The organism is Pseudomonas sp. 18173 (genome assembly GCF_050432945.1).
Taxonomy (GTDB): Bacteria; Pseudomonadota; Gammaproteobacteria; order Pseudomonadales; family Pseudomonadaceae; genus Aquipseudomonas.
Genome location: NZ_JBKFTN010000006.1, coordinates 71,638 through 86,604, shown reverse-complemented (window position 1 = coordinate 86,604; position 14,967 = coordinate 71,638). Strand labels below are relative to the sequence as shown.

Sequence of the window (14,967 nt, the reverse complement as noted above, 5' to 3'; positions counted from 1 at the left end):
AGGGGCCAGCCCAGGCAATGCATCACTAAAAGACCACCGGCTGACTGTGCGGAAACAACAAATCCACAAACCGCTCCGCCGTTGGCTGCGGTTCGTGATTGGCCAGACCGGCGCGCTCGTTGGCTTCGATGAACACGTAGTCGGGCTGATCGGCAGCGGGCACCATCAAATCCAGGCCGACCACGGGTATGTCCAGCGCCCGCGCAGCGCGGATGGCGGCATCTGCCAGCGTCGGATGCACAATTGCGGTGACGTCCTCGAGTGTCCCGCCGGTATGCAGATTCGCCGTACGTCGTACGAACAGATGCTTGCCGGCCGGCAGAATGCTGTCGTAGTCATGACCGGCTGCGTTCAAGGTGCGCCGGGTCTCGTGATCCAGAGGGATCTTGCTTTCACCGCCTGTGGCCGCTTGTCGCCGACGGCTCTGGGCTTCGATCAAGGTGCCGATGGAGTGGTGGCCGTCGCCGACCACCTCGGCCGGCCGGCGAATGGCCGCCGCGACCACTTCAAAACCGATCACCAGGATCCGCAGGTCGAGGCCCTGGTGAAAGCTTTCCAGCAGCACGCGGCTGTCGAAGTGGCGGGCTGCCTCGATGGCTTGCTGCACTTCTTCGATGGTCTGCAAATCCACTGCCACCCCTTGGCCCTGTTCGCCGTCCAGCGGTTTGACCACCACTCTTTGGTGCTCATCGAGGAACGCCAGGTTGTCATCGGCGGTACCGGCCAGTTGCTGCGCCGGCAGGTTCAACCCGGCAGCCTTGAGCACTTTGTGGGTCAGGCTTTTGTCCTGGCACAGGCTCATGCTGATGGCGCTGGTCAGGTCGCTCAGTGATTCACGGCAGCGTACCCGGCGCCCGCCATGACTGAGGGTGAACATCCCGGCGTCGGCGTCATCGACTTGCACATCAATGCCACGACGGTGTGCTTCCTCGACAATGATCCGCGCGTACGGGTTGAACGCGGCCTCCGGACCGGGCCCGAGAAACAGCGGTTGATTGATGCCGTTCTTGCGCTTGATGGCGAAAGTCGTCAGGTTGCGAAAGCCGAGCTTGGCGTAAAGGTTTTTTGCCTGGCGGTTGTCGTGCAGCACGGACAGGTCGAGGCAAGCGAGCCCGCGACTCATGAAGTGCTCGATCAGATGCCGCACCAGCACTTCACCGACACCCGGCCGCGCACAATGCGGGTCGACCGCCAGGCACCACAGGCTGCTGCCGTTTTCCGGGTCGTTGAAAGCCTTGTGGTGGTTGAGGCCCATGACGCTGCCGATGACCGCGCCGCTGTCCTCGTCTTCGGCGAGCCAGTACACCGGGCCACCCAGATGACGCGCAGTGAGCAGGGAGGGGTCGATCGGCAGCATGCCGCGCGCCTGATACAGCTGATTGATTGCCATCCAGTCGGCCTCGCTTTGCGCGCGTCGAATGCGGAACCCGCGAAATACCCGGGTCGCTTGACGGTAATCGCTGAACCACAGACGCAAGGTATCGGACGGGTCGAGAAACAGTTGTGTCGGCTCCAGCCCCAGCACTTGCTGGGGCGCGGCGACGTACAGCGCAATGTCCCGCTCGCCGGGCTGTTCTTTGAGCAACTCCCTGGCGAGGCTCGCGGCATCGGCAAAGGTGTGGCCGATCAGCAGGCGGCCCCAGCCGCAATGCACGGCGATCGGCGCCCCGCCGAGTTCACTGCCATCTTCGGCCAGACGAGCCTGCAGGCGTTCATAGGAAGGCGACTGGCCGCGCAACAGGCGTTGGCTGAAAGCCGTGGCATGAGGTTTCATCGGTCAGATTCCTTGTTCGCTGAGCCACAGGTTGAGGGCCGCCAGTTGCCACAGTTTCGAGCCGCGCAACGGCGTCAATTGCCCCTGTGGATCCGTCAGCAGACGGTCGAGCATCGCCGGGTTGAACAGGCCGCGATCCTGGCTGGGGTCTAGCAGCAATTCACGCACCCAATCCAGCGTATCGCCCTGCAGATGCTTGAGGCCCGGCACCGGGAAGTAACCTTTCTTGCGGTCGATCACTTCACTGGGAATCACTTGTCGCGCCGCCTCTTTCAAGACCTGCTTGCCGCCGTCCGGCAGTTTGAAGCGCCCCGGAATCCGTGCCGACAACTCCACCAGGCGGTAGTCGAGAAACGGCGTGCGTGCTTCCAGACCCCAGGCCATGGTCATGTTGTCGACGCGCTTGACCGGGTCGTCCACCAGCATCACCGTGCTGTCCAGGCGCAAGGCCTTGTCCACCGCCGCATTGGCCCCGGGCTGGGCGAAATGGGCCTTGACGAAGTCACCGGCGGCGTCATTCGCGGTCAACCATTTCGGTTGCACGGTGGCGGCATAGTCGTCGTAACTGCGGTCGAAAAACGCTTCGCGATAGGCGGCATACGGATCACTCGCACCGTCCACTTGCGGATACCAGTGGTAGCCGGCGAACAGTTCATCCGCGCCCTGGCCGCTCTGGACCACCTTGCAATGTTTGGCTACCTCCCGTGACAACAGGTAGAAGGCGATGCAGTCATGGCTGACCATCGGTTCGCTCATGGCCCGGAACGCGGCGGGCAGTTGTTCGATGATCTGTTTTTCATCGATGCGCAATTGGTGGTGCCGGGTGCCGTAGTGCTTGGCGATCAGGTCCGAATACTGGAACTCGTCACCGCGCTCGCCACCGGCATTCTGGAAGCCGATGGAGAAGGTCGACAGATTGTCCATGCCGACTTCCCGTAGCAGGCCCACCAGCAGGCTTGAATCGACACCGCCGGACAGCAGCACGCCGACATCCACTGCCGCACGCTGACGAATCGCCACCGCTTCACGGGTGCTGTCGAGCACGCGGTCGCGCCAGTCTTCGAGGGTCAGGTCCATTTCATCGGCATGCGGGCCGTAGGGCAGGGTCCACCAGGTTTTCTGCTCGGTGCGACCATCGGCTTCGATGCGCATCCAGGTGGCCGGCGGCAGTTTTTCAATGCCCGCCAGCAGGGTGCGTGGTGCCGGGACCACAGCGTGGAAATTCAGATAATGATTGAGCGCTACCGGATCGAGAACCGGACTGATGTCACCGCCCTTGAGCAATGCCGGCAGCGCGGAAGCAAAGCGCAGGCGTTGGCCGGTGCGAGACAGGTACAACGGTTTCACGCCGAGACGGTCGCGGGCGATGAACAGGCGTTGGGCATCGCGCTCCCAGACAGCAAAGGCAAACATGCCATTGAGTTTCGGCAGCAAGGCTTCGCCCCAGGCGTGATAACCCTTGAGCAACACTTCGGTGTCGCCGCCGGAATAGAAGGTGTAGCCGAGGCTTTCAAGCTCGGTGCGCAGTTCGGGAAAGTTGTAGATCGCGCCGTTGAAGGCCAGGGACAAGCCCAATTGCGGGTCGATCATCGGCTGCGCCGAGCCGTCCGACAGGTCCATGATTTTCAGGCGTCGATGGCCCAGCGCAACCGGTCCCTGACTGTGAAAGCCCCAGGCGTCGGGGCCGCGAGGGGCCAGGTGATGGGTGATTCGCTCAACGGCTGCAAGGTCTGCAGGTTGATGATCAAAACGTAACTCGCCAGCTAATCCGCACATAAATTCCTTACCGGTTTTTCCGTTGGGGAGGGTCAATCGATACCACGCCGAAAGGGTGGGTACTCAGAAACTGACCCACCTCGGTAAGGGGAGTTTTAGACCGATGCGTTATAAGTCGAAATTAACCGTCGAGCGGCGAGCCGGGCAGAAATGCGTTTCACCGTGGTGGTAATTATTGATGGGATACATGGGAGTACCTGCTTGGAAGCGCTTTAGTCTGACCCGGTATTCGAATTATTCATGGCTGGCTGAGCTTCATAAACTGAGCGTCTCTCAACGCGATAAGGATATTGCTCATGCTACCCACGACATCCAGTACGGCCTCCACGGCTGTGCCAATGACACCCGCGCAACGTCTCGAGGCTTTGTTGGAACACACAGGCGATCTGGACAAGGCGAAAGTACTGCAAGCGACCGTTCCGGACTGGTTGGTCAATGCCGATCTGCAAGTGGTGCAGGCTCTGAGAAGCGCGTTCGAACAGTCTTTTCTTGCTCAAGGCAAAGTGAAAACCGCGCTCGAAGCGCTCAAGCCGCTGGACGTATTTTGCAAAGAGCAACTGACAGCCTTCCTCAAGGGTAAATGGACCATCGATTTCGATGTCGAGCGCGACATGCTGGACATCAAGAAAACCCTGTACACATCAACGGGACTGACTCCTCTGGGCTACCTGGTCCAGGAAAGCGTCACCTCATGCAGCCTGCTTCAGGGGGCCATGGAAAACTTCACGCCCGAGCAAGCGCGCAGTGGCGGATTTGAAGACGGCTCCGTTATACGAATCGACAAGCAGGTTCAATCGGGACCTGAGATCACCGCTGTAAAATTCGCGGCGTTCTGTCGTGAACTCGACCTGGGTAACCGCTATCAACGGCATATCAGTGAAGCCTTGGCGCTACCGGCAAAACCTGCAAACAAAGTGTCGGTCGACGATCGGGCCTCCGTCGCTGACATCCGGCGCTTGAAGGTGCTGGACATGCAAGTCGCCCTCCACATTGCCTACCTGAAAAAGAACATCACCCAGGCCACCCACAGGCTGCTGCTGAGTGTGCTCGAACAGGATGTCCCTGCCGCTCAAGCCCGGGGCGCATTGTTTGATGGTGCACCTGTACTTTGGCAGGGTCTGACGATTCATGACGCCTGTATCTGTGGAGTATTGGTATTTACCAAGGCGTCCATCGATACCGCGCCGAACGCCAGATGCGTGGTTTACATGCCGAACGAGCCGCGACGGCCAGTGTATGAGTACGCCTCGCTGGACGATTTCAAGGCCTACCTCTCTCTTCATCTGCAAAGCACGAGCTACAGGAAGTTTTTCGTTGGACAGTACCTGCCCGGACACGACAAAACCGAGTTCTTTAGCCGGTTTGACAAGGACAGGACTCTGGGCACTCTTGCTGCCACTCCTGCCGACACCTGTCTTGCCGATTTTTTCTTCAGCAGTTTTGTCAGCAAGACCCGGGAAGATGCGCGAATTCTTGCGGTGCCGACTGCAGACGTCGATGAGCAGCAACGGGAAAAAACCCTTCAGGTATTGCTCGATGGCGGTCTGTTGCTGTTGAACGCGGCCTCTTTTTTCGTACCCGTGATCGGCCAGTTGATGTTGGCGGTGGCTGTCGTCGACATCGTCAGCGAGGTGTACGAAGGTGTGATTGACTGGACACACGGCGAGCGTACCGAGGCGCTCTCCCATTTGCTGAGCGTTGTGGAAAATCTTGCGCAAATGGCGGCGTTTGCGGCAGGCGGCAAAATTATCTCTTCAGCCTTCAGCAGAGGGGTGAAAGAGCAGGCGGCATTTTTCGACGGTTTTGAGGCTGTTACCCGCGCTGATGGCAAAGCAAGATTATGGAAACCCGACCTTGAACCCTATAAACAGTCCACGCCACTGCCAACTCATCTGCAACCTGATTCGCAAGGGCTCTACCGGCATGCCGGACAGACTTCGATCGTTCTGGATGGGACATCCTATGAGGTCACCCGCAACGCCGCGCAGGCGCCATGGACCATCAACCATCCTGTTCGATCTGATGCCTTCCAGCCTGCCATTGAGCGAAACACGGAAGGTGGCTGGCGGCATGTTCATGAGCACGCCGGAGAGTGGCGCGACGCTGCTTATGCGTTGGGACGCACGGATCAGCGTCTAAAGGATCTCGGCGGTGATCTGCAAACGATTGCCGACATTACCGGCATGACGCCTGAGAAGTTACATCACTTGCATGAAAGCCACCTCAAATTGCCAGCGCGGTTGAAGGACTGTGTCGAGCACTTCAGGTTCGACCGGCGCATCACCGCACTGGTCGAGGCGATGGAGCGGGGGGAGACTACGAATACGGATTTTATCCAAGAGCAACTGCATGCACTGCCGGGACTGCCCGGCTGGCCTGTGGAGCGTTTTATTACAGTGGTCGATGCGGAAGACGTAGTCGTCGCGCGTTTCCCCGAAACGGCGATAGATGACGAGATCGACTGTGTGCATGTTTCGCAGCAGCAACTTGAAGCAGGACAACTGCTCGATACCGTCATCAGTGGCCTCAAGCCGAATGAGGTCGAGAGCATCATCGGCCCCACCACAACCGAATCGAAATCCCGACTGCTGGCAACAAAGATCGCAACAAGCCTCAAGAACAATCGCCAGCCGCTGCATGAGTGGCTCCATAAAACCTATGACGGCACCGCCTCCGGCGACATGGCGACACTGCGCGAGCACGCCCCCGACCTTCCCGTGCGCGTGGGGCAGGAGGTGCTGGATAACGCCTCTGGCAGAGACCGCAGTTTTCTGCGTGACCGCAAGATCCTCGGAGTGGATCTCGCCCGGCAAGTCAGCGAGGCGCAGGCCACGATAAGGCAGAACCGTGCCCTCATGGGGTTGCATCTGCCGCAACTGGCCAATGCCGATACCGACAAACTGGCGCTCGGGCTCCTGGATCGACTGCAAGGTTGGGATGACGGCTATCGACTTGAAGTGCGAGAAGGGTCGGTAACCGGCACCCTGCTGGACAGCGTGGGCGAAGCTGATGCGCAGGCGCGTGGAGTCATCGTCAGGACGTCCGGTGGCTATCAGGTCACCCAAAGCAATGGCAATGAGTCTTCAACGCTTACCAGTACAACGCGGCTTCAGTCGATTCTTGATGTATTGCCCGCCAGCCAGCGTACCCGGATGGGCCTCACTGGCAACGATGCAATGGATATCACGACACTGCGATCGCGTCTGTCGAAGGCTGCCAGTGTCGACCCGGTGCATACCCGGCGGTTGCTGCAGGGCGAACGCATCGATACACCCAAACACCTTTCCGCCTGCGTCCAGGCCGATCCCCCCACAGCGAGTTCGTATGCGAGAGGCTTGATCCGCAAGGTCAAAAAGCTCTACCCGCTGTTTACCGATGCCCAGGTTGCGTCGTTTCTCGATAGAGCCGGCAGTACCCAGTGGGAGCGGGCGGTACGCATCGATGAGTTGAGGCAGCAGTTGAAGAGGTTGCGCGAGGTGCTGCACACCTGGCGTGACGATGAAGTACAAATGAAGGCGCAACCGGGGCAACCCAGCGATATCCGTGCCAACCGTCGTCAGGTTGCCGAGACCATCGAAAACAGCTGGCGGCGGATCACACGGCACAATCAGCCCGCTTCAACGCTCACGCTGGAGCGTAACCCGGCGGGCCCGTTGCCTGTCCTGACCGAGCAGGATGTCGCCCATGTGCGCAGTCTGTCCATCAAGGACATGCAGGGCGGGGATGAGTTGGCGTATTTCCTGCGGCCGTTCAAAGAGCTGGTCAGTCTTGAACTGGACCGCAATCAACTCACACGGCTGCCCGAGGTGTTGTCGCACATGCCCAGGCTTGAGCACTTGAGGCTGGACGATAATCGGATACAGCTGACCGAACACACGCTGCGCAAGCTGGCCGAGATGCGCAATCTGCGCACGCTGGGGCTCAGCGGCAATCGGCTGGGGGCTACGGTCGATGTCAGTAAAATGCTGCATCTGCAAACCCTGACTTTGCGCGATACCCATGCCACGGAACTGCCCGTCGGGCTTTGCGGCTTGCCGTATCTGGATTTTGTAGACCTGCGTGGCAACGAAATTCGCGAGTTGCCGTCCTGGCTGTTCAATGCCCCGAGACGGTTCGCCGAAACGATCAATCTGCGGCACAACCCTTTATCAATCGCCAGCAGCACGCAGCTTGAAACCTATAGGGCCAGGACAGGAATCGGCATGGGGTTCCTGAGCAATGATACCGCGGTTATCAATGATCAAAGGGCTCGGGACTTGTGGATGCCTGAACCGGCCGAGGCCACGTATGCCAGTCACAACCGTACCTGGATCGCGTTGAAAAACGAACCGGGATCGAAAGGTTTTTTTGATTTGCTGGCAGAGGTTGGAAGCACGGGGGATAACCGTTTTTTGCACGAAGACATGACACGCCGGGTCTGGGATGTCATCAAGGCGACTCAGACCGACCCGGTGTTGCGCGATCAGTTGCTGTCGTTGGCAGTGAAAGCCAATTGCGCCGACTCTGCCGCGACGATCTTCAGTAATCTTGAGGTGGCCGTGGATATCGACAGGGTGGTGCGGCAGTCCGCCAATGCCCATGATCAGGCCGCGCGGCTATTGGGCCTGGGACGACGACAGTTCCGCCTGGATCGCCTCTCCCGGATCGCTCGGGAACAGGCACAGGCCAATCCTGCGCTTGATCCGGTAGAGGTGGAACTGGCCTATCGCACCGGGCTGGCCGAGCGACTCGAACTGGTCGGCCAGCCCCGGCATATGCGTTATGCATCACTTTCCAGCGTGACATCAAAGGACCTGGATATTGCCTACAACAGGGTGGTTGCTGCAGAGGGCTCCCCGGAGCTTACGACTTTCGTGAGCAACTGCTCGTTTTGGGAGGATTTTCTACGACAGCATCACGACCAACAGTTCGCCGACCTGGTTGCGCCTTTTCACGAGCGGATGCAGACGACCTTTGAAAACCAGGCCTCGCTTGGGGCAGGTTATCGCAACGAGGTCGACCGCATAGCAGAGGATTTGAACACGGCTGAGGCAGCTTTGTTGACCCGTCTGACCGAGGCGGCCATCCAGGCTGACGAGTCAAAAACCTGCTTTGCACTGGATTGAGCGCCTCAGGCCTTGCCCCGTATCAAGCGGCGCAAGGCGAAACGGTTCGGATGGCAGGCGTCGGCCACGGCTCTGGGCAATGGCAGCGGCTCGTCATCCAGCCACGCGGCGATCAATTCGCCTGACAATGGTGCGGTGATCAGGCCGCGTGAACCGTGGCCACTGTTGACGTACAAGCCATCGAGCCAGGGACACGGGATGTCCGGTGTCTGCCGGGCATCCTTTGCCAGGACACTGTAGGCGTCGGTAAATGCACGACTGTCGGCCAAGGGGCCGACAATCGGCAAGTAGTCCGGGCTGGTGCAACGAAACGCCACGCGACCTGCAAGCGCCTCGGGTTGCAAGGTGTCCGCGCCGAGTCGGGCGACCAGATCCAGCGAGATTTCCTCAAGCATTTGCAAGTTGCCGGCATGCTCGGTAACTGTTGGTGTCAGGTCATCATTGTTGAAGTCAAAACTGGCCCCCAGCGTATGTTCCCCCAACCGTGCCGGTGCGACATAGCCTTCGGCGCAGACGACGGTGTTCAGGCTTTGGCTCTCGGGTGTCTGTGGCAGGCGAGTAATCTGTCCTCGAATGCGTTTGAGCGGCATCTCGCTGCTGTACGGGAAGCGCTTGATTTCAGCGGCACCGGCCAACACCACGACGGGCGCATCGGCCAGTAACCTGTCGCCATCCCATGCTTGCCATCGATCGTTCGCACGGCGCAGTTCCAATACATCGTGATGCGTCAGCAGCTCGATGTTTGTTTGCGCAGCCTGCCATTGGCACAGTGCAGGAGGATGCACCCAGCCGCCCTCGGGGTAAAACAGACCGCCCGCTGGCAGCGAGATACCCGCGCGAGCTTCGGCGTGCGCTTGATCGAGTGTGTGCAGCAAGTCTTCGGGAAACGCCGCGGCCAGTTGCGCCTGACGTTCGGCTTCCTTGTCGTTGAACGCCAGTTGCAGGACCCCGCAATCGTCCCAGTCCGTGCCGCGTTGCAAATGCTCGAGCAATCGTCGGGTGTAACCGAAACCGCTGACAATCATTTGCGACAGTGTCGTGCCGTGGGCCGATAGCTTGAGGTAGAGCACGCCCTGGGGATTGCCCGAGGCCTCCTGCGCCAGCGCGTCGTGACGTTCCAGCAGCATGACCTGCCAACCCCGTGCGGCCAGGCTGGCTGCCGTTGCGCACCCGGCCAGACCGGCGCCGACCACCAGAGCCTGACGCTCGCCGTTCAACGGCGCCGGACGTGCAAACCAAGGCTTGGCGATGGCCGGTATCGGCACTCCTTCAGGCCAGCCAGTAAACGTGCCCCGCAGGATTTCCCATTTGTGGCCGATACCCGGTGTGCGTTTCATCTTGAAACCTGCAGCATTGAGCAGGCGCCGTACCCAGCCGGTGCTGGTGAACGTGCTGATGGTCGCGTCGGGAGCCGACAGCCGTGCCAGCTCGGCAAACAGTTCGGCGGTCCACATGTCGGGGTTTTTCGCCGGCGCGAAACCGTCGAGGAACCAGGCGTCGATGCGGGCATCCAGTTGCGGCAGTTGTTCCAGCGCGTCGCCGATCAGCAGGGTCAGGGTGACGCGGCCGTTGTCCAGCGTCAGGCGCTGGAAACCCTGATGGATCGCCACGTACTGCGCCAGCAACTGATCGGCAAACACCTTGAGTTCCGGCCACAGCGCCAGGGCACGTTGCAGGTCGGCCGGGCTCAACGGGTACTTTTCGACACTGACAAAATGCAGCCGAGCCCCGGCCGCCGCGTGTTGCTCGAACACCTGCCAGGCGCAGAGGAAATTCAGCCCGGTGCCGAACCCCGTTTCACCGATGACCAGCCGCCCGCCCTCGGGCAAGGCCGCAAAGCGCTCGGCCAAACGGTTTTGCTCGATAAAGACATAACGGGTTTCGTCCAGCCCCGACTGGTCGGAGAAATACACATCGTCGAACACTCGCGAATACGGGCGACCTTGGTCGTCCCAGTCGAGTTGGGCGTGGGGCAATACAGGTTTCATGGCAGGCTCGGCAACGGCAAGGTCGCCATTCTAGCCGATCGACAGCCTGTTCAAGCTCTTTGTGGCGAGGGGGCTTGTCGGAACGCCGCACCGCCCCGTTCGGCTGCGAAGCAGTCGTAAAACCAGCCAACCGGATTTACCTGACAGACTCGGTTGGCTGATTTCAGGGCCGCTTCGCGACCCAACGGGGGCAAGCCCCCTCGCCACAGTAATCAGGGACCCTCAGGAAAATCTCTGCTTGCCTTCAGTTCAATCCGCTAGGCTTGCTCAGATCTGGAAGGGAGTCGCCCCATGTTTGAATCTGCCGAAATCGATCACGCCATCGACAAAGATACCTTTGACGCCGAAGTACCGGCCCTGCGCGAAGCATTGCTCGAAGCGCAATTCGAATTGCAGCAGCAACGCCGGTTTCCGGTGATCATTTTGATCAACGGCATCGAAGGCGCTGGCAAGGGCGAGACGATCAAGGTTCTCAACGAGTGGATGGACCCGCGCCTGATCGAGGTTCGCACGTTCGATCAGCAAACCGACGAAGAGCTGGCGCGGCCTCCGGCCTGGCGCTATTGGCGGATGCTCCCGGCCAAGGGGCGCATGGGGATTTTCTTCGGCAACTGGTACAGCCAGATGCTGCAGGGACGGGTCCATGGCGAGTTCAAGGATCCACGACTCGACCAGGCGATCAATGCCGCCGAGCGCCTGGAAAAGATGCTGTGCGATGAAGGTGCACTGATCTTCAAGTTCTGGTTTCACCTTTCCAAGAAGCAGATGAAAGCACGCCTCAAGGCGTTGGCCGACGATCCGCTGCACAGCTGGCGCATCAGCCCGCTGGACTGGCAGCAGTCGCAAACCTACGACAAATTCGTGAAGTACGGCGAGCGCGTCCTGCGCCGCACCAGCCGCGACTATGCACCCTGGCATGTGATCGCCGGGGCGGATGCTCATTATCGCAGCCTGGCCGTGGGGCGGATTCTGCTGGAGGGGTTGCGCGGCGCATTGCAGCGGCCGACGATCCATCCGGAAAAAGTCAGTGCCGCGCCAGTGTTCCCCAGTGTCGATCAAGTGAACCTGCTTGACAGCCTGGACCTGACCCAGCAGCTGGACAAAGACGATTACGAAGAGCAACTGATCACTGAGCAGGCGCGGTTTTCCGGGTTGATGCGTGACAAGCGCATGCGCCGCCATGCTCTGGTGGCGGTGTTCGAGGGCAACGATGCGGCCGGCAAGGGCGGGGCGATCCGCCGGGTAGCGGCAGCGCTTGATCCGCGCCAGTACAGCATCGTGCCGATTGCTGCGCCCACCGAAGAAGAACGGGCGCAACCGTATCTGTGGCGCTTCTGGCGGCACCTTCCGGCCCGGGGCAAATTCACCGTGTTCGACCGCTCCTGGTATGGCCGGGTGTTGGTGGAGCGCATCGAAGGTTTTTGCAGCCCGGCGGACTGGCTGCGTGCCTACGGTGAAATCAACGACTTCGAAGAACAGCTCACCGACGCCAGGGTGATCGTGGTCAAGTTCTGGCTGGCCATCGACAAACAGACGCAACTGGAGCGCTTCCAGGAACGCGAGGAAATTCCCTTCAAGCGCTTCAAGATCACTGAAGACGACTGGCGCAACCGTGAAAAATGGGATGACTATCGTGCGGCGGTCGGTGACATGGTCGACCGTACCAGCACCGAGATTTCACCATGGACCCTGGTAGAGGCCAACGACAAGCGCTGGGCGCGGGTCAAAGTCTTGCGCACCATCAACCATGCGCTGGAGGAGGCTTTCGAAAAGTCCGACCGGCAGGAGCGCAAGAAGCACAGGGACAAGGATTGAGGCGATGGTTGCGCATACGCGGGGTGAATGATTGTCGCGATCGGTAATTGGGTGGGCTTATGCTCGGTCCACTCTCAACCGATAACAACAATGAGGTATGCCATGCGTGAAGTGGTGATCGTCGACAGCGTGCGGACCGGCCTGGCCAAATCCTTTCGCGGTAAATTCAACATGACCCGCCCGGACGACATGGCGGCCCATTGTGTGAACGCGCTGTTGGCGCGCACCGGTATCGACCCTGCCAGCGTCGAGGACTGCATCGTTGGCGCCGGTTCCAACGAAGGTGCCCAGGGCTTCAACATCGGTCGCAACGTCGCGGTGCTGTCGCGCCTGGGCATCGGCACGGCCGGCATGACTCTCAATCGTTTCTGTTCCTCGGGCTTGCAGGCGATTGCCATCGCCGCGAACCAGATCGCCTCCGGTTGCAGCGATATCATCGTCGCCGGTGGCGTCGAGTCCATCAGCCTGACCATGAAAAGCGTCAACACCGATAACCTGATCAACCCGCTGCTCAAGGAGCAGGTGCCAGGCATCTACTTCCCGATGGGCCAGACCGCCGAGGTCGTTGCCCGTCGCTACAACGTCAGCCGCGAAGAACAGGATCTGTACGCCCTGCAAAGCCAGCAGCGTACTGCCCAGGCGCAAGCCGCCGGCCTGTTCAGCGATGAAATCGTGCCGATGGCGGTGAAATACCAGGTCGAGGACAAGGCCACCGGCCAGGTGCAGATTCTCGACGGCGTTGTCGATCGCGACGACTGCAATCGCCCTGATACCACCCTGGAAAGCCTGGCCGGGTTGAAGCCGGTGTTTGCCGACGATGGCTCGGTGACGGCCGGCAACTCCTCGCAGCTGTCTGACGGCGCGTCCATGACCCTGGTGATGAGCCTGGAGAAAGCCCTGGAACTGGGGCTCAAGCCGAAAGCGTTTTTCCGCGGTTTTACCGTGGCCGGTTGCGCGCCGGACGAGATGGGCATCGGCCCGGTGTTTTCGGTACCGAAGCTGCTCAAGGCCAAGGGCTTGCGGATTGACGACATCGACCTGTGGGAACTCAACGAAGCGTTCGCCTCGCAGTGCCTGTACAGCCGCAATCGACTGGAAATCGACAACGCGCGCTACAACGTCAACGGCGGCTCGATTTCCATCGGTCACCCGTTCGGCATGACCGGATCGCGCCAGGTCGGGCATCTGGTTCGTGAGTTGCAGCGACGCAATCTGCGTTACGGCATCGTCACCATGTGCGTGGGGGGCGGGATGGGGGCTACCGGGCTGTTTGAGGCGGTGCGGTAAGCCTCCGTTTTTTGTGTTGTCTGCCAGATAGCTTTCGCGAGCAAGCCCGCTCCCACAGGTTTGGTGGCGTACACAACATTTGTGATCGCAACTGAACACTGTGGGAGCGGGCTTGCTCGCGAATGCAGGCGCCGCGGTCTTTCACTTTACGACCCGCACAGTTTCATTCGCGGCCAGAGCGAAACTGTCCCTGTGTACGCCACCGCTCCAGGCCTAGAATGACGGCTCCTGCACTTTGGCATTGGGGTTCGCATGCACATTTCATCGGGTCGCTGGGTCTACGGTCTGTTCCTGGCCTTGTTGACCGCGTTGTTGTGGGGAATCCTGCCGATCAAGCTCAAGCAGGTATTGCTGGTGATGGACCCGGTGACGGTGACCTGGTTTCGTCTGATGGTGTCCGGCGGCTGTCTGTTCATTTACCTGGCTGCGACGAAACGCCTGCCCAGCCGCAAAGCGCTTGGCCCGCGTGGGGGCTGGCTGGTGCTGATGGCGGTGCTTGGCCTGGTGGGCAATTACGTGTTGTACCTGATGGGGCTCAACCTGCTCAGCGCCGGCACGGCGCAACTGGTGGTGCAGATGGGGCCGATCATGTTGCTGATTGCCAGCGTGTTTGTGTTCAAGGAACGTTTCAGCCTGGGGCAGGGGATAGGCCTGCTGGTGCTGCTGGTCGGCTTTGCGCTGTTTTTCAACCAGCGCTTGAGCGAACTGCTCACATCGTTGACCGATTACACCGCCGGCGTGCTGCTGGTGCTGCTGGCGTCCACGGTCTGGACCTTCTATGCCCTGGGGCAGAAGCAATTGCTGACGGTGTGGAATTCGCTGCAGGTGATGATGGTGATCTACCTGTTTTGCGCGCTGCTGCTAACGCCGTGGGTGCATCCGCTCGAAGCGTTGCAATTGAACCCGTTGCAGGGTTGGTTGCTGCTGGCGTGTTGCCTCAACACCCTGATTGCCTATGGCGCGTTTGCCGAGGCCCTGGCCCATTGGGAAGCTTCCCGGGTCAGCGCGACACTGGCCATCACGCCGTTGGTGACCTTTGCGGCGGTCGCCATGGCTGCATGGCTGTGGCCCGACTATGTGCATGCCGAGACGATCAATGGTCTGGGTTACGGCGGCGCGGTGCTGGTGGTGCTGGGGTCGGCGCTGGTGGCGTTGGGGCCGTCGTTGATTGCCGGGTTGCGGGCCAGAAAAGCCAAAATGGTCGCTGGCTGAAAATCTTCAT

The 14,967-nt window shown here is 60.2% G+C and carries 7 protein-coding genes; 4 read left to right on the top strand and 3 right to left on the bottom strand.

Going from position 1 to position 14,967, the window contains the following annotated elements:
* Positions 1 to 25: 25 nt before the first annotated feature.
* Both ngg and ACLD1X_RS08875 read right to left on the bottom strand, forming a co-directional pair.
* Entirely contained in the window at positions 26 to 1,774 is a 1,749-nt protein-coding gene (gene ngg / locus ACLD1X_RS08880; RefSeq protein ID WP_429366985.1) for an N-acetylglutaminylglutamine synthetase, read from the bottom strand.
* Positions 1,775 to 1,777: 3 nt separating this feature from the next.
* A complete protein-coding gene (locus tag ACLD1X_RS08875) occupies positions 1,778 to 3,550 on the bottom strand; it encodes an N-acetylglutaminylglutamine amidotransferase (RefSeq protein WP_429366984.1) in 1,773 nt (590 codons plus the stop codon).
* A gap of 296 nt (positions 3,551 to 3,846) precedes the next feature.
* Here ACLD1X_RS08875 and ACLD1X_RS08870 point away from each other — a divergent pair, with 296 nt between their 5' ends.
* The gene (locus tag ACLD1X_RS08870) at positions 3,847 to 8,655 is read left to right on the top strand and encodes an NEL-type E3 ubiquitin ligase domain-containing protein (protein ID WP_429366983.1); all 4,809 of its coding nucleotides are present in this window, start codon (positions 3,847 to 3,849) and stop codon (positions 8,653 to 8,655) included.
* Between the two features lie 5 nt (positions 8,656 to 8,660).
* On the opposite strand, the gene mnmC is transcribed toward ACLD1X_RS08870, so the two are convergent.
* Positions 8,661 to 10,643 carry a bifunctional tRNA (5-methylaminomethyl-2-thiouridine)(34)-methyltransferase MnmD/FAD-dependent 5-carboxymethylaminomethyl-2-thiouridine(34) oxidoreductase MnmC gene (mnmC, locus tag ACLD1X_RS08865; RefSeq protein ID WP_429366982.1) on the bottom strand — a complete coding sequence of 661 codons (1,983 nt, stop codon included), beginning with the start codon at positions 10,641 to 10,643 and terminating at the stop codon, positions 8,661 to 8,663.
* Between the two features lie 291 nt (positions 10,644 to 10,934).
* On the opposite strand from mnmC, the gene pap reads away from it, so the two are divergent.
* The 3 genes from pap (at position 10,935) to ACLD1X_RS08850 (ending at position 14,957) form a co-directional block, all read left to right on the top strand.
* On the top strand, positions 10,935 to 12,458 hold the full coding sequence (gene pap, locus ACLD1X_RS08860) for a polyphosphate:AMP phosphotransferase (protein ID WP_429366981.1): 1,524 nt from the start codon (positions 10,935 to 10,937) through the stop codon (positions 12,456 to 12,458).
* Between the two features lie 102 nt (positions 12,459 to 12,560).
* A complete protein-coding gene (locus ACLD1X_RS08855; RefSeq protein ID WP_322616220.1) occupies positions 12,561 to 13,745 on the top strand; it encodes a thiolase family protein in 1,185 nt (394 codons plus the stop codon).
* Positions 13,746 to 13,997: 252 nt separating this feature from the next.
* Positions 13,998 to 14,957, top strand: a complete 960-nt coding sequence (locus ACLD1X_RS08850) for a DMT family transporter (protein WP_429366980.1) — start codon at positions 13,998 to 14,000, stop codon at positions 14,955 to 14,957.
* Positions 14,958 to 14,967 lie beyond the last annotated feature (10 nt).

Bases quoted from the DNA above. Each gene is read 5' to 3' on its own strand.
- ngg (WP_429366985.1), bottom strand. From the start codon at position 1,774: ATGAAACCTCATGCCACGGCTTTCAGCCAACGCCTGTTGCGCGGCCAG.
- ACLD1X_RS08875 (WP_429366984.1), bottom strand. From the start codon at position 3,550: ATGTGCGGATTAGCTGGCGAGTTACGTTTTGATCATCAACCTGCAGAC.
- ACLD1X_RS08870 (WP_429366983.1), top strand. From the start codon at position 3,847: ATGCTACCCACGACATCCAGTACGGCCTCCACGGCTGTGCCAATGACA.
- mnmC (WP_429366982.1), bottom strand. From the start codon at position 10,643: ATGAAACCTGTATTGCCCCACGCCCAACTCGACTGGGACGACCAAGGT.
- pap (WP_429366981.1), top strand. From the start codon at position 10,935: ATGTTTGAATCTGCCGAAATCGATCACGCCATCGACAAAGATACCTTT.
- ACLD1X_RS08855 (WP_322616220.1), top strand. From the start codon at position 12,561: ATGCGTGAAGTGGTGATCGTCGACAGCGTGCGGACCGGCCTGGCCAAA.
- ACLD1X_RS08850 (WP_429366980.1), top strand. From the start codon at position 13,998: ATGCACATTTCATCGGGTCGCTGGGTCTACGGTCTGTTCCTGGCCTTG.